This is a genomic window from Methylosinus sp. shoA (assembly GCF_059718125.1).
The window spans coordinates 1,119,535-1,144,021 of the sequence record NZ_AP046091.1 but is presented as its reverse complement, the minus strand read 5'-3'; the positions used below and the strand labels follow the sequence as shown (position 1 = coordinate 1,144,021).

The following is a 24,487-nucleotide window of genomic DNA, read 5'->3' as shown; positions in this document are numbered from 1 at the left end:
GCCTATCCGTTGCACCGACAATGCCGGCTCTGTGGTGGACGCTGATGACTGTGGAGCAATTGTTCGATGCCGAAACGAGTTCCCGTTCGACCCGGGTCCCGCAACCGCCGCCCCGGAAATCCGGCTCGGCGTGATCGCGTCACATGTAGGACGTGGAATTCCTCGGAACGATCGTGAAAGAAGCCAAACTGAGTTTCAGGATAAGGATATCGTTATATAGTGCAAGTAGATAAAGAAGGCACATTGCCGGCATTCTCGACGAGACGGCCCGGCAACGCCCCCGGTCGATCGATATTTAATATATAATACAAACATATAATGGAAATTTCGGAGGTCTTCTGGCGCCTAACTCGGCGGCACGCGAGATGCTCGACAATGCGCTCCGCGTCGGGAGGCGCAACGCGGCGGCCGCGGGAGGCAACAAAGCCGTTCGATTGCCTTTGACCATGGCGGTTCGCATATGTAACTATATCGCATGGATTATAGAGCGCTCTTGCGGCGCAGCGATCTTCGACCCGATTGCGGAGAGTGATTTTTGAAGGTCCGGCAAGACGAACCTCGTATACCGCTGACGTTGGTCGAAGAGACGAGGCCGAGTCGTGAGGCGGCGGATCCCTCGAGCAACAACCATTCGCCGGAAACAGAAGGATTGAGGGTCGGTGACAGCCCTTCGGTGGAGGGTGAACTCGGTGTGCTCACGAAGCGTCGCTACGAACGCGGCGAAACTCTCTGTCTCGTCGAGGGCCCTGTCGGCGAGAGGGCGAGCAAATACTCGTTCGCGATTGGCGAGGAGGAACATATCGAGCCTATGATCAATGGAAGCGCGCCGGATTTCGGTCGGTTCATGAATCACTCGTGTGATCCGACCGCTTTCATGCGTGTTCACCGTTCCGATGGGAGGCCGCCGTTCATCGAAATCGTGGCGCGCAAGCCGATGGAGCCGGGCCAAGAGGTGACATTCGATTATGCGTCACTGGAATATGAAGTGACCATCAGCGGAATGAGATGCCGTTGCCGCTCTTCGAACTGTCGTGGCTCGATCTACGGATTCAGGGATCTGCCGCGTGACGTCGTCGAACGATACGAGGCGGAAGGAATAATTCCCGATCACTTGTTGCGATCGGAACAGAAGCGACGACCAGAGTCGTAGTCGGGGCCCGACGCGCCGATGGCCGCGGCGCGGCCACACGCCACAGCTCGACTTGCCGGCGTCTGGACGCGAATTCCGAGCCGCCGCCGCATTCTCGAGGACCCCGCGCGGTTCACGGGTCCGGCCGCTTCGAAGCGGCGGCCGCCATGCTGTCACGCAGGCTCTTCGGCCGCATGTCCGTCCACACTTTCTCGATATATTCGAGGCACTCCTTTTTGAATCCGGAGAACCCGGCCTTTCGCCATCCAAGCGGGAGCTCCTTGTATTCTGGCCAGATCGAATATTGCTCTTCATCGTTCACGACGACGTTGAAAACAAGGTCTTCGCGGTCGAATGTCATGTGCGTTTCTCCTCTTTTCGCAGATGAGCGGATGCAACGCGCGCAAGGCGTGAAGATTCCGGTTCGGCGCGCCTCGGGACGCGCCGATGTCCGAATCACGGATCATCGGACGCCGGGACGCGATCGAGACGCGCGCATAGGGCTTCGGTCAGCGGAACGAGCGGGGTCGTTGATGCGCCGACCAGGAAGGCCGGGCGCGGTCGGGCGCGCATCGTGGGCGCATTGCCGATCGAGTTGTAGGTGATGATCAGCATGCGCCGCGTCGCGGGCGAAATATTCGAGGGCGAACCGTGCACGATGTTGCAGTCGAAAAACACGAGCGATCCCGCCGGTCCTTTCGGAGCGACCAGGCCGTAACGGTCTGCGAACGCCGTGAGGCGATCCTCTGAAATCTGAAATTTGAGGTCGGCGCTCACGTCGTCGCGCCAGCCCGCCGTGTCGTTCGACCGTTCGGACGGCTCGATGCAGCCTTCGCGCTGCGACCCGGGCATGAAATAGAGCGGACCGTTGAATTCGGTCACGTCGTCGAGAAACACCATCGCGCTCACCGCGCGAGCCGCCGGCATCCCGTCCTCGTTGCGCCAGAAGATGTAGTCCTGATGCCATGGCCAGACGTCGCCGCGAAATGCGGCCTTCATATTCACTTTGAATTGATATGCGTAAACCTCCCCTTCGAGGATCTGCCGGGCAGGCTCGAGCAGGGCGGGCAAGCGAAGGAGCCGCTCGAAGAACGCATCCTGAAGATGGCACCCGTGCAGAGCGCGCAGCGTGCGGCCGTCGCGCTCGAACACGCGGCTGTCCGCGTCGATTCCGGCGAGGGCTTCAACTCGCGAGCGCATGACGTCGAGCTCCCGCGGCGAAAACGCGCTCTGCAAGACCAAATATCCGTCCTTGCGGAACGATTCGAGGCTGTCGTCCGTCAATCGCATCGACTCCTCCGAACGTTTGGGGATATCGAGAAAAGAACGCCGAGCTCGCAAATATGCGCCGACGGAGCCGATCGCTGCGCCGCGGGCCGATTTTCTGATGACAAGATAATCGCACATCTGTATCTTTTGTATATAGCGATGCGCGTCAGAATGCAGGCGCACCGCGATTTTGGAGGCAGGAGTTCATCCGACGAGGGGGCGATGCCTGAAAGCGATTTTGCAGGATTCGGGACAGGCGAAAGTCTGCCTCACATTTGGCTCGCGGAGGCCTCGCGACAGACACTTCGATCGACGATCGACGGCCGGCGTGGGGAGATCGAAGCGGCGCTCCGACGCTGTGGAGGCATATTGTTTCGAGGCTTTTCGCTTTCCGCTTCCAATTCGTTTCACGAGATCGCGGAGTCCTTCGGGGACTCGCTGCTTTCGTATGATTTCGCATCGACGCCGCGCTCCCATATCGGCAAGCGCGTCTACACGTCGACGGAATATCCTGCGTCGCAGAACATTCCGCTGCATAACGAGCAATCCTACACGCGATCATGGCCGATGCGCATCTGGTTCCATTGCGTGACGCCGGCTGCGTCGGGTGGAGAGACGCCCGTCGCCGACAGCCGCCGGATCTATCGGGAGATGCCATCGCGAATCAAAGAGCGCTTCGAAACCAAGAAGGTGATGTATGTTCGAAACTACGGAGCCGGACTTGATCTCCCTTGGCAGACCGTCTTTCACACGGCCGACAGAAGCGACGCCGAACGATATTGCCGCGAGCATGAAATCTCGTGCGAATGGAGGGAGGACGGAACGCTGCGGACGCGTCAGATCGCGCAAGCGGTCGCCCGGCACCCCGAGACGGGCGAGACCGTCTGGTTCAACCAGGCTCATCTCTTCCATGTGTCGAGCCTCTCGGCGCCGGTGCGCGAAGCGCTTCTCGACGCTGTCGCCGAGGAGGATCTGCCCAGAAACGCTTATTATGGAGACGGAACGCCGCTCGACGACGAGAGTCTCGACTGCGTCCGGTCGGTCATCGCCGCCGCCACAGTGACGTTCGAGTGGCGGCGGGACGACGTACTGATGCTCGACAACATGCTCGTCGCGCATGGCCGAACAGCGTTTCGCGGCGAGCGAAAAATTCTCGTTGCCATGGCGCGGGCTCATGGAGCGCTTCCTCACTAGGCGCGCACATTTTTCCGATCGGCGGTTTCGAAGCCCATGACGCTGGATTCCAGCAATATTCCGAGCAGTCTGGTCGACGCGTTCGGCCGGCATGTCGCGCGCCATCCCCAGAAGATCGCGATCACCAGCCTCGCCGAAGCATGGGACCGGCCCGCGGTCGTCACCTATGCGGAGTTGGACGCGCGGGCGCGCTCGGCTGCGAGCCGCCTCTCGGAATCGGCCGCGCCGGGAGATCGCGTCCTGCTGTGCCTCGCGAGCGGGATCGACTATGCCGTCGCGTTTCTGGGCTGCGTCTATGCGGGCATGATCGCGGTTCCGGCCCATCCGCGGGATAGGGCGGCGCGCGGGACGCTGGAGCGTCTCAGCGGGATTCTGCGGGACTGCCGCCCGAAGATCGTGATCGTGGAGACCCACGACGATCCGATGCGGGAATTGCTCGAAGAAAGCGGCCATGCGGCGCAGATCGTCACGCGACACGGTCTCCATGCCGACGTCCGCCGGCCGCCGGCCGTCGGCATGGAGACCGTCGCCTTTCTCCAATATACGTCCGGGTCGACGGCCGATCCGAGGGGAGTGAAGATCACTCACGGCAATCTTCTCGCGAACGAAGCCGCGATCAAGGAAGCGTTCGAGATCGAGCCGCACGACGTCGTCGTGAGCTGGCTGCCGCTGTTTCACGACATGGGCCTCATCGGCGGCCTTATTCAGCCACTCTTCAGCGGCGCCTCGCTCGTCTTGATGTCGCCGCGGCAGTTTCTCGAGCGGCCCCGGCGGTGGCTCGAGGCGATTTCACGCTATCGCGGAACGATCAGCGGCGGCCCGGACTTCGCATTCCGGCTTTGCGCCGAGCGAATATCCACGGCGAACCTGCGCGGACTGGATCTTTCGAGCTGGAAGCTCGCATTTTGCGGGTCCGAGCCGATTCGGGCGCGCACTCTCGCCGCATTCGCGGAGCGGTTCGCTTCGGTGGGATTCGACCGACGCTCGATCTACCCCTGCTACGGCTTGGCCGAAGCGACGCTCTTCGTCGCTGGCGGAGCGAAAGGCGCCGGCCTCCGCGCCGAGCCCTTCGGGGAAAGCGAGGCGGTCTGCTGCGGCCGGGCGCCGGCGGGGCACGAGATCCGAGTCGTCGACACACGAGAGGACGGCGTCGGCGAAATCTGGTTCGGGGGCGCGAGCGTCTCGACGGGCTATTGGAACGATCGAGAAGCCTCCGATGCGACGTTTCGCGAATTGGGCGGCGCGCGCTTCTTGCGGACGGGCGATCTCGGCTTCCTGCGCGAGGGGCGGCTCTTCGTCACCGGCCGTCGCAAGGATCTCGTGATCATTCGCGGTCAGAACATCTATCCGCAAGATGTCGAGGCGGCGATCGAGGCGGAAGTCGACGCGGTCCGCCGTGGGCGCGTCGCCGTATTCGCGGTCTCGCTCGACGGGCGGGAAGCCATCGGCGTGGCGGCGGAAATCAGCCGCTCCATGCAACGCGTCGTCTCCGCGGAGGCATTGGCGGATGCGATCTGCGAGGCGGTCGCGCGCGCCGTCCAGGAGCCGGCCGGGCTCGTCCTGCTGCTGCAGCCGGGTTCGCTTCCGATGACGACGAGCGGCAAGTTGCAGCGGAGCCGCTGTCATGATCTCTGGAAGGCCGACGCGTTGGACGTCTTCGCGGCGCGCGGCCCCGGCGGGGACTCGTCTCGCTCCGTGGTCCTGGACGATCGCGGCGGCGCCGGCGCGCCATACCTCGAGGATGTGATCGGGGTCTGGAAGGAGGTTCTGGGCGTCGAGCCCATCCGGGCCGACGCCAGTTTTTTCCTCATCGGCGGAAATTCGATCGCCGCGGCGCAGATCGTCGCGCGGTTGCGGGACCGATTGCAGCTCGACGTCGATCTTCGCGATCTCTTCGAGAATCCCACGCCCGCCGGTCTCGCCGAGGCGCTGCGCGACGCGCCGAAGGAAGAGAGAGACGGCGTTCCGAGCCTCTCGCGCCTGGGCTTGACGCAAGCGCGCGCGTCGCACGCTCAAGAGCGGCTATGGATCCTCTGGCGGCTCGATCCCTCCAGCGCGGCCTATAATATCTCCGGCGTGGCGCGCCTGTCCGGCGTATTGAACGATGTGGCGCTCGAAGCCGCCTTCATGCGGCTGATCGAACGCCACGAGGCGCTTCGAACGCGTTTTTTCGAGGGGCCCGAGGGAGCGATGCAGCGTGTCGAGCCGGCGAGCGGCGTCGTCGTCTCCCGGTCCGATCTCGGCGGATTGGAAGAAAGCGAGCGCGAGCGGGAAATCGAGCGTCTGCTGGGCGATGAAGCCGCGGCTCCGTTCGATCTCGAGAATGGTCCGCTGACGAGGGTCAGGCTGATTCGATGCGAGCCGCGGCGTCATCTCCTGATCGTGACGATGCATCATATCATTTGCGACGCCTGGTCCATGCAGGCGCTCACGGACGAGCTCGTCGCGCTCTACGACGCCCTCGTCGAGGGCCTCGAGCCCGATCTTGCGGATCTCCCGATTCAATACATCGACTATTCCATCTGGCAGCGGGCTTTTCTCGGCGCTGGCGAAGGCGAGCGGCAGCTCGCCTATTGGACGGCGGCGCTCGGCTCCGAACATCCCGTCCTCGAGCTGCCGCCGGACCATCCGCGCTCGTCGGACGGCCCTCGTCGCGGGCGGACGCGTCGGATCACGATCAACGTCGAGCTGACGGCGCGTCTGCGGGCGATCGCCGAGGCGCAGCGAGCGACCCTGTTCATTGTATCGGTGGCGGCGTTCGCAGCGTTGCTGCGCCGACGCACGGGCCAGTCGGACCTGCGCCTCGGCGCGCCGACGGCCGGTCGCGCGCAGACGGCGTCGGAGGGGGTGATCGGTCTTTTCGCGAATACGCTCGTCCTCCGCGTGATCGTCGAAGGCGAGCTTCGCTTTCGCGAGCTCGTCGAGCAGGTTCGTCGGACCGTCGTGGACGCCGAGCGCAATCGCGACCTGCCCTTCGATCGGCTCGTCGAGGCCTTGCGTCCCGAGCGCAGCGCCGATCGCAATCCATTGTTCCAGATCATCGTCAATCATCTGGACGCCCGGCTGCGACCGAAGTCGCGTCGCGCCGGCGGCGTCGAGATCGAGGTTTTTCGACATCGGCCCGATGCGGCGCAGTTCGATCTCGCCCTGGACATAGAAGAACGCGACAGCGAGGTCGACTTCGTTTGCGTCTATTCGGAAGATCGTTTCGAGCCGGCGACGATCGACCGGCTGCTCCGAGATTTCGAGCGTCTCCTCGGGGCGGCGGCCGCCGATCCCGATACGAGGATCGCGGACATTCCCATTTTGCGGCCCGAGGAGCGCTCGCTCATTCTCGGGGGTTGGGGACGCGGCGAGAGCCGGGCGCGCTCGAGCCTATGTCTGCACCAGATCATCGAAGCGCGCGTCGCGGCCTGTCCCGAAGCGGTCGCCGTCGTCTCCGGCGCGGCTTCATCGAGCTATCGCGAGCTCAACGCGCGCGCCAATCGTCTGGCCCGGGGCCTGCGCGCGATCGGCGTCGGACCAGACGTTCTGGTCGGGATCGCGCTCGAGCGTTCGATCGAGATGATCGTCGGACTCCTCGCCGTCATGAAAGCGGGCGGCGCTTATGTTCCGCTCGATCCGGATCTTCCCGCGCAGCGTCTCGCATTCATGATCGCCGACGCCGGGCTGCGCGTCGTGCTGACGCAGGAGCGCATCGCGACGGTTCTTTCGGCGACCGCCGACGACCGGGCCGCGGCGGCGCGTCTGTGGCTCCTCGATCGCGAAACGGACGATGTCCGAGCGTTCGGCGACGCCGATCTCGACTGCCGTGTCACGCCGCGAAATCTCGCCTATTGCATCTACACATCCGGCTCGACGGGGCGACCGAAGGCCGTCGCGAACACGCATGAAGCGATCGTCAATCGCTTGATCTGGATGCGCGAGGCCTATGATATCGGCCCGTCCGACCGCATCCTGCACAAGACGCCGTTCACCTTCGACGTCTCCGTGTGGGAGCTGTTCCTCCCACTCATGTCCGGAGCGCAAATCGTCGTCGCGCCGCCGGGAGCCCATCGCGACGCGCGAGCGATCGGGAGGCTCGTCGACGCGCACCAGGTCACGATCCTGCATTTCGTTCCATCGATGCTGGACGCGTTCGTCGAGGCGACGGAAGCCCAGTCGCTCGTGAGCTTGCGGCAGGTCGTGTGCAGCGGCGAGGCGCTGCGCCCCGATCTCGCGCGGCGCTTCGCCATGAGCCGTCGCGCCCGGCTCGACAATCTGTATGGTCCGACCGAAGCGGCCGTCGATGTGAGCTATTGGCCCTGCCGGCCGGATCGCGGCTCGTCGAGCGTTCCGATCGGCCGCCCGATCTGGAACACGCAGCTCTACATTCTCGATTCCGATCTCGCGCCCGCGCCGGAAGGCGTGACCGGCGAGCTCTACATCGCCGGGCTCGCTCTCGCGCGCGGATATCATGGCCGCGCCGCGCTCACTGCGGAACGTTTCGCGCCGGATCCCTTCGCCCGGTGGCCGGGGGAGAGGATGTACCGCACCGGCGATCTGGCGCGCTGGCGATCCGACGGGGCGATCGACTATGTCGGCCGCGCCGATCATCAGGTGAAGGTGCGTGGATTTCGCGTGGAGCTCGGTGAGATCGAGGCGCGGCTGCGGGAGCACGGGGACGTGCGCGACGCAGTTGTCGTGGCGCGCGACGGAGCGTCCGGCAAGCAATTGGCGGCCTATGTGGCGCCGCGCGAAGGGGCGGCCGCCGGCGATCTCGCCGGTCGGTTGCGCGAGCATCTCCTCGCCGCGCTGCCGGACTATATGGCGCCGGCCCATGTGGTGACGCTGGCGGCGCTGCCGCTGACGACGAGCGGCAAGCTCGATCGCGCGGCGCTGCCCGAGCCCGATGCGACTTTCGCGGATTTCGTCGCGCCGCGCAGCGCGACGGAGACGATTCTCGCCGCTATCTGGCGGGAGACGCTGGGCCTCGAGACGGTGGGCGTCGCCGACAATTTCTTCTCGCTCGGAGGCGATTCGATCCTCGCTCTGCAGATCGTCTCCCGCGCGCGTCGGCGAGGCCTGGACATCACGCCGAAGCAAATGTTCGAACGCCAGACGATCGCGCGGCTCGCGCTCGTGGCGGCGACTCTCCCTTCGACGGCCGAGAGCGCCGAGGAGGAGGCCCGCATCGGCGGGCGGACCGGCTCGTCGGATGCGTCGCTCGTGGACGAGGCGCGGCTTGCCGGACTATCCGTCGCGGCCGATGAGATCGAGGACGTCTATCCCTTGTCGCCGATGCAGCAAGGCATGTTGTTCCATGCGCTGCGCGATCCGGCGGCCGGGCTCTATGTCAACCAGTTCAGCGTGACGGTCGAGGGGCTCGACGTCGAGCGATTCCGGGCGGCCTGGGATGCGGTCGTGGCGCGGCATGCGACCTTGCGCAGCGGCTTCGAGTGGGAGGGGGATCTGCGCTGCCCGCTGCAGATCGTGCGCAAGCGCGCGCCCTCGGCGATCGAGGTCGTCGATTGGCGAGGCCGGGCGGCCACGGAAAGCGCGATCGCGGCGCTCGCCGCCGAGGACCGGACGAAGGGCTTCGATCTCCGGCGTCCGCCGTTGCAACGCATGACGGTGCTGCGGCTCGACGACGGCCGCGATCGTCTGATGTGGACCCACCATCATCTTCTGACGGACGGCTGGAGCGCCGCGCTGCAGATCGAGGAGCTGTTCGCCCGCTGCCTGGGCGAGGCGCCGGAGCCGAGAACGGGCCGCTATCGCGACTATATCGCCTGGCTCGACCGTCGAGACGAGGCGGCGGACGAGCGGTTCTGGACCGACAGGCTGGGGAGCTTCGACGAGCCGACCTTCCTCATGGACGCGCTCGCCGGCGCATCCGCGCATGGTTCTTCCTCGGCCGATGCGATCGGCGATCGCGAGACGGTCATTCGCCGTCTGGACGGCGAGACGACGAGGCGCCTGCGGCGTTTCGCGCAGCAGGAGAAGGTGACGCTCAACTCGCTGACGCAAGGCGCCTTCGTCCTTTTGCTGCAGCGCTATTGCGGCCGCCGGCAAGTGGCTTTCGGCGTGACGGTCGCCGGCCGCCCCGCCGAATTGCGCGGCGCCGAGACGATGCTCGGCTTGTTCATCAACACCTTGCCCGTGATCCAGAGCCCGCGCCCCGAGGAGTCGGTCGGCGACTGGCTGCGAGCGCTGCAGGCCGACAACGCCGCGCTCCGCGAACATGAACATACGCCGCTCTACGACATTCAGCGCTGGGCCGGCCGGCCCGGCCGGCCTCTGTTCGACACGATCCTCGTCTTCGAGAACTACCCTGTCGACAAAGGATTGCGGACCCGTTTCGGACGATCGCTCACCTTCGATGCGGCGAGCGACGTCGAGACGACCAGCTTTCCTTTGACCGTGGCGGTGACTGGCGAAGAGACGATCGAGATCTCCTTCACTTACGCGAGCCGACGATGCGACCGCGCCAGAATCGAGGCTGCGGCGGATCATCTGACCGCCATGCTGGAGGCGCTCGCGCGGTCCGGTTCGAGACCGCTCGGCGACGCATCATTTCTTCGCGCGGCCGAGCGAACCCTGCTCGTCGACGTCTGGCCCCGCGGCGAAGAGCGACCGTTCGACTTTCGGCGTCCGCACGAGCTCATCGAGGAACGAGCCGCGCGGACTCCCGACGCCGTCGCCGTTGTCCACGAAGGCGTCTCCACGACCTTCGGAGAGCTCGACGCGCGCGTGAATCGCCTCGCGCGACTTCTGCGCGGGAAGGGCGTCGGGCCGGATGTCCTGGTCGGCCTCGCGGTCGAGCGATCTCTGGATATGGTCGTCGGATTGCTCGCCATTCTCAAGGCGGGCGGCGCCTTCGTGCCGCTGGAGCCGAGCTATCCCGCCGAGCGCCTCCTGTTCATGATCGAGGACGCGGGCGTCGGCGTCGTCCTCGCTCGCGGCGAGAGGCTGGAGAACCTCTTTTCGAGAGTCGGCGCTGGGAGAGCGCAGGCGGCGGCGGAGCCGCTGGTCTGGAGGTTCGACCGCGATTGGCGGGAGGCGGAGCGTCTCGACGCGAGCGGGCTCGAAATGATCGGCGAGCCGCAGAACCTCGCCTATTGCATCTACACCTCCGGCTCGACGGGCTGGCCCAAAGGGGTCGCGATCTCGCACGCCGCCCTGGCGAACTATCTGCAGGCCGGTCTCGCGACCTATCCGCTCGACGAAAGGGGCGCGGTGGTTCAATCGCCGATCAGCTTCGACGCGACCATCACCAGCCTGTTCCTGCCGCTGATCGCCGGGCGGCCGATCCTACTCGCTCCGGAGGAGAAGGAGATCGAGCTGCTCGCCGGGCTCATGCGATCCGGCGTTCCGCTCGGCCTGATCAAGGTCACGCCGGCTCACCTGTCGGCGCTCGAGGCGTTGTTCGACGGAGGGCCGTCGGCGAGTCCCTGCGCCATCATCGTCGGCGGCGAGGCGCTTCCCGCCGCGGTCATCGAGCGCTGGCTCGGAACCTCTTTCATCGTGAATGAATATGGTCCGACGGAAACCGTCGTCGGATGCTGCATCCAGTCGTTGACGCGCGATACGGCGATTCAGGCGAACGGCATGATGCCGATCGGGCGCCCGATCCCGAACATGCGGCTCTATATATTGAGCGAGTCGCTCGATCCGGCCCCGGTGGGCGTCGACGGCGACCTCTATATCGGCGGACCAGGTCTCGCGCGAGGATATCTGGGACGCGCCGGCCTGACCGCCGAACGCTTCACGCCCAATCCATTCGCGGGAGCGCCCGGCGAACGATTGTATCGGACGGGAGATCTGGCGCGATGGCGCGCGGACGCGACGATCGAATATATCGGGCGCGCCGACCAGCAGGTGAAGATTCGCGGCCGCCGCATCGAGCTCGGAGAGATCGAGGCTCAACTGGCGCGTCACGAAGCGGTTCGCGAGGCGGCGGCGGTCGCGCATGACGGCGCCTCGGGCAAGGTTCTGACGGGCTATGTGGTCCCGCGCGGGCCGTCTTCGGCCGATCTCGCGGAGCGTGTGAAGGCCCATCTCGCATCTGCGCTTCCGGATTATATGATACCCGCGCGTGTGGTCGTCCTGGACGCCTTGCCGCTGACGTCGAATGGCAAGGTGGACCGCAAGGCCCTGCCGAAGCCCGCGCGCACGACGGACGACGAGCGGCCGCCGCACGACGCTCTCGAAGAGATCCTCGTGACGATCTGGCGGGAGACCCTCGGCGTCGATCACGTCGGAGTGAACGACGATTTCTTCGCGCTCGGCGGCGACTCGATCTCGAGCCTGCGGCTGTGCGCAGGCGCGCGACGCCACGGTCTCTCGATCACGCCGAAACAGATATTCGAGCGCCCGACGATCGCGACGCTCGCTGCCGTGGTCACAGTCGAGACGATCGCGTCGGTCGACAGGGGAGGCCCGGTCGGCGGCTCCTCGCCGTTGACGCCGATTCAGCGCTGGTTCTTCGATCTTTCCATTCCGCGGCGGGATCATTGGAATCAGTCGGTGTCGCTCGAGTCGCGAGAATCGCTCGACTCGGAGGCGCTGACGGCTTCACTCGAAGCGGTCATTCGACATCATGACGCCTTGCGGCTTCGATATCGCCGCGACGCTTCGGGCGTCTGGTCGGCGATCCACGCGGAGCTGGAGGACGTCGACGGATGGGATATCGTCTGGTTTCGCGAGCTGACGACGTTCGACGAGTTCGACCTCCTCTGTCGCGAGGCGCAGCGAAGCCTGTCCTTGGAGAACGGCCCCTTGCTGCGCCTCGTCTATGCGCGGTTCCCGGATGGACGCGGCCGTCTGCTGCTCATCATTCACCATCTGGTCGTGGACGCTGTCTCCTGGCGCGTGCTGCTGGAAGACCTCCAGACAGCCTATCTGCAGTGCTCGCGAGGCGAGGCCGTCGCTCTTCCCGCGAAGACGAGCGCGTTCCAGGCGTGGGGCGCGCGATTGCAGAGCTATGCGCACAGCCCGGAGCTCGCCGAAGAGCTCGAATATTGGCGGGCGCAGCTCGAGCCTGCCGGCGGCGCCTCGCCGCGCGGTCACGGCGTGGATCTCGGCCTCGAGAGCGAAGCGGGGCGAATAGAGCTGCGCTTCGACCGGGCGTTCACGACGCGACTGCTGAGGCAGTCGCAGGACGCCTATCGCACGCAAGTCGTCGATCTCCTGTCGAGCGCGCTCGCTCGTGCGTTGTGCCGCTGGCGAATGGCCGAGTCGGTCGCCGTGATGGTCGAGGGTCATGGACGCGAGGACGTGTTCGACGATCTCGACGTCGGTCGCACCGTCGGCTGGTTCACCACTCTCTTTCCGGTGCGCTTGAGCCCATTTCCGGAGATGGCCGCCATCCTGTCCGAATCGGATGCGATCGGCGCTTCCGTAAAGGCGATCAAGGAGCAGCTGAGGAGCGTTCCTCGTCGCGGGCTCGGATATGGCGTTCTCAAATATCTGACCCGCGCTCTAGGTTCGGCGCCGAGCGGGGACCGGGTCGAGCCGGATGTGACATTCAACTATCTGGGCCAGTTGGACGCTGGCTTCGTCGACGGCGGCGCTTTCTCGGCGATCGATGCGGGCCGCATCGCGAACCGCGACCCGGACGCTACCTTGACCAGCGGCTTGACCATCGAGGCCTGGGTGTTCGGGCAGGAGCTGAGGATCGCTTGCGGATACAGCCCCCGGCTCTATGACGCCGCCACGATCGATCGAATCACGAGGGACTTCCGAATCGAACTCGAGACGATCGTGGCGCATTGCACGGACTCCGGCGCGGCGGGGCTCACGCCCTCCGACGCGCCGCTGGCGGTGCTCGGGCAGCGAGACATCGACGCGCTGCCTGTCGCGGCGCGAGACATCGAAGATGTCTATGCATTGTCGCCGATGCAGAAAGGAATGCTGTTCCATTCGATCGACGCATCCGGAGCGGACCCTTATATCAATCAGCTGAGCGTCACGGTCGAGCATCTCGACATCCGACGTTTCGAGGCGGCATGGCGTTTCGTCACGGCTCGGCATGCGGCCTTGCGCACGAGCTTCGTGTGGGAGGGAACGCCGCATCCGGTGCAGATCGTTCACCGGAGCGTCGAGGCGCGAATCGTGGAAATCGACTGGCGCGGACGCGACGTGAGCGAGCGACAGCTCGCCGATCACGCCGAGTGTGAACGTGCGCGTGGATTCGATCTCGACGAAGCGCCGCTTCAACGCTTGACGATCCTGCGTCTCGACGATGATCGAACTCATCTGGTCTGGACCTATCACCATCTTTCGACGGATGGATGGAGCTCCGCCCGGCAGCTCGACGAGGCGTTCGCTCATTACCTCGGCGAGGCGCCGGCTCCGCTCGGCGCGCGCTATCGAGATTATCTCGCTTGGCTGCAGAACCGGGACGACGCGCGGAGCGAAGTGTTCTGGCGAGAGCGCCTGCGCCTGTTCGACGAGCCGACGCTGCTGGCCGACTCGCTCTCGCGCGAGCCGGACGCGTCGGGCTCGTCCGGACGCGGCGAATTCGCCGTCGTCGCGACGCGTCTCGATCCGGAATTGTCGACACGGCTGAAGCTTTTTGCGCAGCGGGAACGCGTGACGCTGAACACGGTGATCCAGGGCGCGTGGTCGCTGATGCTGTATCGCTATTGCGGACAGGAGACCGTGACCTTCGGCGTCACCGTCGCCGGCCGGCCTCCTGACCTTCCCGGCTCGGAGGCGATGCTGGGTTCGTTCATCAACACGATACCGATGGTCGTGAGGCTACGGCCGGAACGCCGGCTCGGCGCCTGGCTCCGGGAGCTGCTGAACGAGAGCCTCGCCTCGCGCGAGCATGAACATGTCGCCCTGTACGATATTCAGAAATGGGCGGGTCGCGCCGGTGAGGCGCTCTTCGACACGATCCTCGTCTTCGAAAATTATCCGGTCGACGAAATTCTGCGGCGGCGAATGTCGAGCGAACTGAAATTCGGCGCTCCCGTCGTCGTCGAGGAGACGAGCTTTCCACTCGCGGTCGGAGTCTCGGCGGATGACGAGATCGAGATCGTCTTCGGCTTTCGTCGAAGCCATCTGCGAGAGGAGAGCGTCGAGAGGATCCGCGACCATCTGTCGCGAGCACTTCAAAATCTGATAGCCTCGCCCGATGCGGCGATCGGCGAGATCGATATCCTCGCCGAAAGCGAGCGTTCCTCGATCGATGTCTGGGGGAGCGGCGAGCGTCACGCTCCCGACGGGCGCTGTCTGCACGAACTGATCGAAGCGCGCGTGAAGGAGCGGCCGGACGCGCTCGCCGTCGTTTCCGATATCTGCAGCGTGACCTATGCGCAGCTCAACGCCGATGCGAATCGACTGGCGTGGCGGCTGCGAGCGCTCGGCGTCGGGCCGGACATGCTCGTCGGTCTCGCGATCGACGATTGTTCGGAGATGCTCGTCGGCATCCTGGCCATCTTGAAGGCCGGCGGAGCTTATGTGCCATTGGATCCCCGCTATCCGCCGGGACGGCTCTCCTACATGATCGCGGACGCAGGACTGACGTTGATCCTGACGACCGGCGAACTGAAGCAGCGCTTCGAATCTGGTCGGGCTCACAAGTCGGATGGGCGGGATCCTCGGCCGACGATCCGTTACTGGCTTTTCGACGCGGATCTGGCCGAGCTCGAACGCTATTCGACGGAGGACCTTCCTCGTCTCGTCGAAGGAAAGAACGTCGCTTATTGCATGTATACTTCCGGATCGACCGGCTTGCCGAAAGCGATCCTCAATACGCATGAAGCGATCGTCAATCACGAGCACTGGCTCGGGAGCGAGATCTTTCGCCGGAACGACGACGAGCGAGTATTGCATCAGGCGTCTTTCTCGTTCGACGCTTCGCTTTTCGAATTGCTGAGCCCGCTCGTTGCGGGCGGCCGATGTGTGATGCGGACGGGAGGATATGGCGACGACTTGTCCCGTCTTCTCGATGACATCGCCCGGCATGGCGTCACGACGCTCCAATGCGTTCCATCTCTCCTCGGGGCGTTGATGTCGTCGGACGACGAGGGTCGGTTGGCGCATCTTCATTGTGTTTGTCTCGGGGGAGAAGCTCTTCCGGCCGAGCTTCAGAAGCGCTTTTTCGCGCGCTACTCGTCCCGGCTTTTGAACACTTACGGGCCGACGGAGGCGGCGGAGGACGTTTCCGTCTGGGAATGCGGGGAGAACGAAACGCGAGGGATCGTTCCGATCGGTCGTCCGATCTGGAACACGCAGCTTCGGATTCTGGATGGGGATCTTCAGCCGGTTCCGCTCGGCGTGGTGGGAGAGCTCTATATCGGCGGAGCAGGTCTGGCTCGAGGCTATCACGGCCGGCCGGGCCTGACGGCGGAGCGCTTCACGCCCGATCCGTTCGGAGTGGAGGGCGGCGGGCGGCTCTATCGCACGGGCGATCTGGCGCGCTGGCGGCCGGACGGAGCGATCGACTATGTGGGCCGCGCCGACGATCAAGTGAAGATCAGGGGGTTCCGCGTCGAGCTCGGCGAGATCGAGGCGCAGCTTCTGGCGGAGGCGGATGTCGGCGAGGCGGCGGTGGTGGCGCTGGAAGGGCCGTCGGGCAAGCGGCTCGTCGGCTATGTGGCGGCGCGCCACGAGGGGACGGCGCCGGGGGCGCTGGTCGAGCGTCTTCGCCGGCGCCTCGAGGCGACGCTGCCGGATCACATGCGGCCGTCGCATCTGGTGGTGGTCGACGCGTTGCCGCTGACGCCGAACGGGAAGCTGGACCGGCGGGCGCTTCCGGAGCCGGAGGCGGAGGGTTTGGAGCATGTCGAGCCGCGCACGGCGACGGAGGCGAGGCTGGCGTCGATCTGGCGGGACATTCTGGGCGTCGATCGGGTGGGGATCACGGACAATTTCTTCTCGCTCGGCGGCGACTCGATCCTGAGCCTTCAGATCGTGGCGCGGGCGCGGCGAGAGGGGCTGAGGATATCGCCGAGGCAGATCTTCGAGCGCCAGACGATCGAGCGCCTGGCAGCGGCGGTCGAGACGGCGAAGGGATCGGAGGAGCAAGCGGCGTCTTTGGGAACGGCGCCGGGCGGCGCGTGGACGCGGGCGCAGATCGAGTCGCTCGGCCTCGCGGCGAGCGGGATCGAGGATGTCTATCCGCTGTCGCCGATGCAGCAGGGGATGCTGTATCATGCGCTGCGCGATCCGGCGGCGGGCCATTACGTCAATCAGGTGACGGTGTCGGTCGAGGGTCTCGACGTCGAGCGCTTTGTGGCGGCGTGGGACGCGGTGACGGCGCGCCATGCGGTTCTACGCACCAGCTTCCTGTGGGAGGGCGACATTCCCTCTCCGCTCCAGATCGTGCACGAGACCGTCCCTTCGGCCGTGCAAGTCGAAGACGGCCGCTATTTGACCGATGCGGCCGTGCGCGCGCTGGCGGAGAACGAGCGCAAAGCGAGCTTCGAGCTGGGCCGTCCAGGTCTGCAGCGGCTCATTGTCGTCGCGCGTCGCGACGACCGGCACGACCTGATCTGGACGCATCATCATCTCATGCTCGATGGGTGGAGCGCCGCGCTGCAGCTCGAAGAGGCGTTCGCCTTCTATCGAGGGACGCCGCCCGGCGCCGCCGAAGGACGCTATCGCGATTACATCCTCTGGCTGGCGGAACAGAATCCCCGGAGCGGCGAGGCGTTCTGGAGGTCGCGGTTGCGCTCGCTCGATCAGCCGTCGCTGCTCGCGCGAGCCATCGGACGGCGCGAACGATCGGCGACCGAACCGCCGTTCGAGCCCCGGCACGCGGCGTCGTTCGCGGCCCTCGCCCCCGAGACGGCGAACAGTCTCGCCCGCTTCGCGCGGGAGCAGCGCGTCACGCTGAATACGCTGGCGCAGGCGGCGTGGATATTGCTGCTGCAGCGATATTGCGGCGAAGCGAGCGTCGCCTTCGGCGTCACCGTCGCAGGGCGTCCAGCCGAGCTTCCCGGAGCCGATCGCCTCGTCGGTCTTTTCATCAATACTTTGCCGGTGATCCAGTCTCCGCTCGCCGAGCAGCGCGTCGGCGACTGGCTCAGGGAGTTGCAGGCCGAAAACGTCGCTTTGCGGGAGCATGAGCATGTCCCCCTGTTCCAAATTCAACGATGGGCGGCGGAAGCCGCCCGACCGCTGTTCGACACGATAATCGTGTTCGAGAATTTTCCGGTCGACCGCGCGCTGCAGTCCGATGTCGCGCGAACGCTTCGGGCCGAAATCAGAGACAGCGTGGAAACGACGAGCTACGCGGTCGCGATCGTCATCGACCAGTCGGACGGCTTGCGTTTCCGGATTCTCTATGACGAAGCGATCATCGACAAAGAACGGGCGACGGAGATCGGCTCGCAGTTTGTCGGCCTGCTGATGCGCTTGGCCATCGATCCGGACAGGGCGCTGGGGTCGATCTCGATGATCGACTCCTCCGACCGGGATCGCATCATCGAACTCTGGGGCCGAGGATCCGATCACCGAAGCGATGACCGCTGTCTGCATATGCTCATCGCGGACCGTGTGCGAGAGAGGCCCCAGGCCGTCGCCGTCCTCGCTGGCGGCGTCTCGCTGACCTATGGCGATCTCGACGCGAAGGCTAATCAGCTCGCTCACCTGCTGCGTCGGAAAGGCGTCGGGGCGGATGTGGTGGTCGGCCTCGCGGTCGAACGCTCCGCGCAGATGATGATCGCGCTGCTCGCTATTCTCAAGGCGGGAGGCGCCTATGCGCCGCTCGACCCCGGCTATCCTGCCGAACGTCTCGCGTTCATGGCGGCGGACGCCGGCATCTCGCTCATCATCGCGCAAGAGCGCCTTCTTTCTCGGCTTTCCGGCTTTGGCGCGGATGTCGAATTCTGGTTTCTGGATCGCGATTGGGCGGAGGCCGCCGCTTGTCCGACATCGGATGTCGGCGTCGCCGCCGACCCACGGACTCTCGCCTATTGCATCTATACGTCCGGCTCTACGGGCGCCCCCAAAGGCGTCGAAATCACCCATGCGGCGGTCGTCAATCGATTGACATGGACAAGTCGCCTCATGGGAACCGGACATGTTTTCCTTCAAAAGACCCCGCTCGGCTTCGACGTATCGGTCTGGGAGCTGTTCTGGCCGCTGATCGACGGCGGAACTCTCGTCGTCGCGCCGCCCGGAGCTCACCAGGATCCGCTCGCCTTGCAGGCGCTCATCCTTTCTCATCGGATATCGATCGTCCATTTCGTTCCGTCGATGCTGCAGGCGTTCATCGAATCCGGCGCTCTCGAAAGCTGTCGGTCGCTGGCGCATATCGTCTGCAGCGGAGAGGCTCTGCCGATCGAAACATGTCGCGCCGCGAGGCTGCGGCACGCGGCCGAGCTGCACAATCTTTATGGCCCTACCGAAGCGGCGATCGAAGTCAGCGCGTGGACATATGACGGCGCCGTCGAAGGCGTTACCCCGATCGGGCGGCCCATATGGAACACGCAGCTTTGCATTTTCGATCGCAATCTCAAGGCCGTTCCGGCCGGCGTCGTCGGCGAGCTCTATCTCGGAGGCGCGGGGCTCGCGCGCGGATATCGCGGACGACCCGGCCTCACCGCCGAACGTTTCATTCCTCATCCATTCGCGCGAACGTCGGGAGAGCGGCTCTACCGCACCGGCGATCTGGCGCGATGGCGCCCAGACGGCGTGATCGAATATGTCGGCCGAGCCGATCATCAAGTCAAGATACGCGGCTTTCGAATCGAGCTCGGCGAAATCGAACAGCGGCTGCTCTCGCATGAGGCGGTGAGCGAGGCGGTCGTCCTCATACGCGAGGTCGGCTCCGCGAAACAGCTCGTCGCTTTTGTCGTTCTTCGGGGAGCCCATGAAGCGGAGGACGAGGCCGGGAAAGCGGCCCTGCTCGAATCGCTTCGTCAGCACATGAGAAGGACTCTGCCCGATCACATGACGCCGGCGCATCTGATCGCGCTCGACGCCATGCCGCTGACGCCGAACGGCAAAATCGATAGGAAGGCGCTGCCGGCGCCCGAGGCCGCGAGCGACGAGCCGACGGCGCCGGGCAATGAAATCGAGGCCGCGCTCGTCGAGATTTGGCGCGACGTTCTCGGCGTTGCGCAGCTCGGCGTCCGAGACAATTTCTTCGAGCTCGGCGGCGACTCCATCCTGAGCCTGCAGATCATTGCCCGCGCCCGCCGAAAGGGGCTGCGTCTGACGCTGACGGACCTGTTCGAAAAGCAGACGATCGAGGCGATCGCCGGCGGCGCGACGGTCGCCCGTCCCGTCGCGCCGGACTCCGCGCCCGGTTCGGGAGAGACGCCGCTGACCCCGATTCAGCAATGGTTTTTCTCCCGATCCATTCCGAATAGACATCATTGGAATCAATCCATCGTCTTGAGCGCTCGCCCCGGCTTCGACGTCGATGCGCTCGCGCGGGCGCTCGCCGCGACGATTCGCCATCATGACATTCTCCGTTCCCGCTTCGAACGCGACCCTCGAGGCGCATGGCGCTCGTCTTTGCCGAACGACATTGGAGACGACTTCGAAGGCGTTTTCTCGTCTTCGGATGTCGCGTCCCAGGCGGAAGCGGCGGCCGTGTTCGACCTTGCGCAACAGAGCTTGTCCTTGACGGAGGGGCCTCTCGTCCGGGCGCGGCATATCCGCTTGCCGAACGGAAGCGAGCAACTGCTCATCGTGATCCATCATCTGGTCGTCGATGGCGTATCCTGGCGCATATTGTTGGAAGATTTGCGCATGGCCTATGCCAGCTCCTTGCGTGGCGAGCCGATCGACTTGCCGTCCAGAACGACGCCTTTCCGCGCATGGGCCCAGCGTCTCGTCGAATTTGCTGGAAGCCGAACCCTCGCCGAAGAGATTCCGTTCTGGTCGGAACAGATCACGGGTCCCGGCGCAAAGCCGCCGCGCGACCACGCGATAGAGAACGTCGTCGCAGGCGATGCCGAGACCGTCGACGTCGAGTTCGACCGGTCGACGACCGTCGACCTATTGAAGCACGCGCCGACCGCCTATCGCACGCAGATCAACGATCTGTTGTTGACGGCCCTGGCGCGCGTCCTCTGTGAATGGTGCCGAAGCGATTCGATCGTGATCGGCTTCGAAGGGCATGGACGCGAGGACCTGTTCGACGACATCGATGTAACACGAACGGTCGGATGGTTCACGAGCCTCTATCCGGTTCGTCTGGCGCCCTTCTCGACGACCGGCGCGACGGATATCTCTGCTTCGATCAGAGCGGTGAAGGAGCAATTGCGGGCCGTTCCCCGACGCGGAATTGGCTATGGACTGCTCGAATATCTACGTCCCCAGGCTATGGAGCCGCATGACGAGCCGTGCGTAACCTTCAACTACCTCGGTCAGCTGGACGGGTCGGCGGAGGGCGATCTCTTCGTCGCCTCGATGGAGGGCGTGGGAGCGACCCGGGATCGAAACGCGCCGTTGGACTGTTGGCTGAGCGTGGACGGGCAGGTCTACGAGGGCCGGCTGCGGGTTACGTTCCTCTACAGCCGGCAGATGTACGAGCGCTCGACGATCGACGGCCTCGCGCAGCGATTCGAGAAAGAACTCGAAGAGATCATCACGCATTGCCTGAATCCGGCGTCCGGCGCGCTCACCGAATCGGACGCGCCGATTTCGGGCCTTACGCGCGAACAGCTCGCGCGGCTTCCTGCGCCGGCGCGGGAGATCGAGGATGTCTACCCGCTGTCGCCGATGCAGCGTGGAATGCTTTTTCACGCGGTTCACGAGCCAGGCGATGCGCTCTATGTCAATCAGCTCGGTATTTCGGTCATCGGCCTCGAAGCGGAACGACTGGCGCGGGCTTGGAGGGCGGCGGTTGCGCGACACGCCGCGTTGCGGACTGCATTCGTGTGGACGAATGACATTCCGGACCCGTTGCAGCTCGTCCACCGAAGCGTTCCTGTCGAAATAGACGAAATCGATTGGCGGAGCAGGTCGTTCGACGCCCGAGACCTTTCCGATCTGGCCGAGAGGGACCGCTTGCGGGGATTCGATCTATCCCGGCCGCCGTTGCAACGCGTGACTTTGGTGCGGCTCGATGACGCGCGCCATCGATTGATCTGGACATATCATCATTTGCTGATGGACGGCTGGAGCGCGTCGCGTCTGCTCGACGAGGTTGTCGGGGACTATCTGGGCGAGCCTGTCAGGCGCGAGAGCATCTCCTATCGGGACTATATCGCATGGCTCTCTTCGCGGGACGCCGAAAGCGACCGGCGATTCTGGCTGGAGCAGCTTCGAGACCTCGACGCTCCGACCTTGCTGGCCGATCGATTCGCCTGCGCCCGCGTCGGATGGTCGAATTCGATCGACGGACAGTCGAGACGCGCTTCGAGACAGAGCGTTCTGCCGATGGAATTGACGAAGCGGTTGGAGTCGTTCGGGCAGTCGGCGCGCGTCACGTTGAACACGCTCGTGCAAGCGGCCTGGTCCTTGTTCTTGCGGCACGCGTGTGGCGAGGACGCGGTCGCGTTCGGCGTGACTGTCGCTGGGCGTCCGGCTGATCTCGGGGATACGACGAATGCCATAGGCCTCTTCATCAACACGATCCCGTTCGTTTCGAGGCCACGACCGGAACAGAGGCTGGATGTCTGGTTGAGGGAGCTTCAGAGCGTCGCCTTGGCGGCGCGCGAACACGACCATGTCGCGTTATACGACATCCAGCGCTGGACAGGCCGGCCGGGCCGAGCGCTCTTCGACACCATCCTCGTGTTCGAGAATTATCCTGTCGATCACGGCCTGCGCGCGCGTTCTTCCGACGTCCTCCGATTCGGAGACGCCGCCAATATCGAGTTGACGAGTTATCCTCTCGCTATCGTGGTCACGCCCGAGGGAGGCGGGCTCTCGATGGCCTTCGCTTATGATCGCGCTGCTTTCGACGAGATGCGAATTGATGCGATCGCCGAGAGTCTCGTCATCCTGTTGGAGCGGATGACGAGCCAGGCGACGATATGGGTCGGCGACTTGTCTCCGACTTCGGGCGAGAAGGAGGCCTTGATCCTCGATATCTGGAGCCGCGGCGTCGAACAGTCGATCGATCGGATCTGCCTGCATGAGGCGATCGAGGCGCGCGCGCGATCGAAGCCGGATGCGATTGCGGCGCGTTTCGGTCGAGATGCGCTGAGCTACGGCGAATTGAATGCGCGCGCGGACCGGCTCGCCCGGTTCTTGCTGGCGCGCGGCCTCGGGCCGGACGGGCTCGTCGGCGTCGCCGTCGATCGTTCATTCGAGATGATCGTTGGTCTGCTGGGCGTTCTCAAGGCAGGCGGGGCCTACGTGCCTATCGATCCGGACTACCCGCTCGAGCGCATCCAATTCATCGTCGAGGACTCGCGACTCTCGACGATTTTGACGCAGGATTCGGTGCTGCGACAAATGTCGAACATCCAAACAGAGAAAGGCGATCGTCGGACGCAGAGTCCTTTCAAATCAGTCGATCCGTCGGCTGTCATCTGCCTCGATCGCGACTGGGGCTCGATCGAAAGCGCAGAAGCAGCGGACTTCGAGATCGCCGTCACGCCGAAAAATCTCGCATATTGCATTTACACGTCCGGTTCGACGGGGCGGCCGAAGGCGGTCGGCAACACGCATGAAGGCGTCATGAATCGATTGCGATGGATGCGGAGCGCGTTGGACGTCGGTCCGTCGGATCGCATCATGCAAAAGACTCCGTTCAGCTTCGACGTGTCGGTGTGGGAACTGTTCCTGCCGTTGCTGTGCGGCGGCTGTCTGATCCTGACGCCTCCACTGTCTCATCGAGATCCGGCCGAAATCGGCGAGTTGCTGCAGGCCGAGCGGATTTCCGTCGTTCACTTCGTTCCGTCGATGCTCAATGCTTTTCTCGCGGCGGGCGTCGGCGCGCGGTTTCCGGGCTTGAGGCATGTCGTGTGCAGCGGCGAAGCGCTGGCGGAGGAAACGAGGGCGGCATTGTCGGCGATGTTCGACGGAAAATTGCACAATCTCTACGGTCCGACCGAAGCGTCGATCGACGTGTCTTCGTGGGAATGCCTGACCGGTTCCGGCTCCGCCTGGGCGCCGATCGGTCGTCCGATCTGGAATACGCAGCTCTATATTCTCGACAGTTTCCTGAAGCCCGTAGGCGAAGGCGTCGCCGGCGAGCTCTATATCGGGGGCGTCGGGCTCGCGCGGAATTATCATGATCGCGCGGCGATCACGGCCGAACGATTCGTGCCGAATCCCTTCGCACGACGTGCCGGAGAGCGGCTGTACCGAACCGGGGATCTTGTGCGATGGCGGTCGGATGGCGTCATCGAATTCATCGGGAGAACCGACAATCAGGTCAAGGTGCGCGGGTTTCGCGTCGAACTCGGCGAAATCGAAGCGGCGCTTCTCGCCGATGAGCGTGTCGCCGAAGCCGTCGTTTCGGCTCGGGATGTCGGCGGCGCGAAGCAACTCGTCGGCTATGTCGTCCTCCAGAAGAGCGCGAACGGCGTGGCGCCGGGAGACCCGGACCACATGATCGCGGATTTGACGCGGCGCCTGCGCACACGGCTGCCGGAGCACATGACGCCGGGGCTGTTCGTGCGGCTCGACTCTATGCCGGTCACGTCCAACGGAAAGCTCGATCGTCGCGCGCTGCCGTCACCGGACGGGGCGCATCTCGATCATGTCGGGCCGGGCAATGAAATCGAGCGTGCGCTCGTCGATATATTGGCGGATGTGCTGAAGCTCGAGAGAGTCAGTGTGAACGCTTCGTTTTTTGCGCTCGGCGGCGATTCGCTCCTCGGCCTTCGGGCGGTCGCTCGCGCCCGGCGGATGGGCTTTTCGCTGACGACGAGGGACCTGTTCGAAGCCCCGACGATCCGCGATCTCGCTGACCGACTTTGCGGGTCGTCGGCGCCTCTGGACGAGGCGGCCGCGCAGGCCGACGCCATTCTCTCGGAGTTCGAGTGACGC

The 24,487-nt window shown here is 64.7% G+C and carries 5 protein-coding genes; 3 read left to right on the top strand and 2 right to left on the bottom strand.

Annotation, left to right across the window (positions count from 1 at the left end; translation table 11 throughout):
* Positions 1-535: 535 nt before the first annotated feature.
* Positions 536-1,150 carry an SET domain-containing protein-lysine N-methyltransferase gene (locus AC6IW9_RS05150; RefSeq protein ID WP_497769806.1) on the top strand — a complete coding sequence of 205 codons (615 nt, stop codon included), beginning with the start codon at positions 536-538 and terminating at the stop codon, positions 1,148-1,150.
* 112 nt (positions 1,151-1,262) lie between these two features.
* Here the strand turns inward: AC6IW9_RS05150 and AC6IW9_RS05145 are convergent, their stop codons facing one another.
* Together AC6IW9_RS05145 and AC6IW9_RS05140 are read right to left on the bottom strand one after the other, a co-directional pair.
* Positions 1,263-1,490: an MbtH family protein gene (locus AC6IW9_RS05145; protein ID WP_497769803.1), complete on the bottom strand. Its 228-nt coding sequence runs from the start codon at positions 1,488-1,490 to the stop codon at positions 1,263-1,265.
* Positions 1,491-1,585: 95 nt separating this feature from the next.
* Positions 1,586-2,413 (bottom strand): phytanoyl-CoA dioxygenase family protein, encoded by an 828-nt coding sequence (locus tag AC6IW9_RS05140; protein WP_497769800.1) that lies wholly within the window; start codon positions 2,411-2,413, stop codon positions 1,586-1,588.
* A gap of 207 nt (positions 2,414-2,620) precedes the next feature.
* Here AC6IW9_RS05140 and AC6IW9_RS05135 point away from each other — a divergent pair, with 207 nt between their 5' ends.
* Positions 2,621-3,592, top strand: a complete 972-nt coding sequence (locus tag AC6IW9_RS05135; RefSeq protein ID WP_497769798.1) for a TauD/TfdA family dioxygenase — start codon at positions 2,621-2,623, stop codon at positions 3,590-3,592.
* A 36-nt stretch (positions 3,593-3,628) separates the two neighbouring features.
* Positions 3,629-24,484, top strand: a complete 20,856-nt coding sequence (locus AC6IW9_RS05130; protein ID WP_497769795.1) for a non-ribosomal peptide synthase/polyketide synthase — start codon at positions 3,629-3,631, stop codon at positions 24,482-24,484.
* The last annotated feature ends 3 nt before the right edge of the window (positions 24,485-24,487 follow it).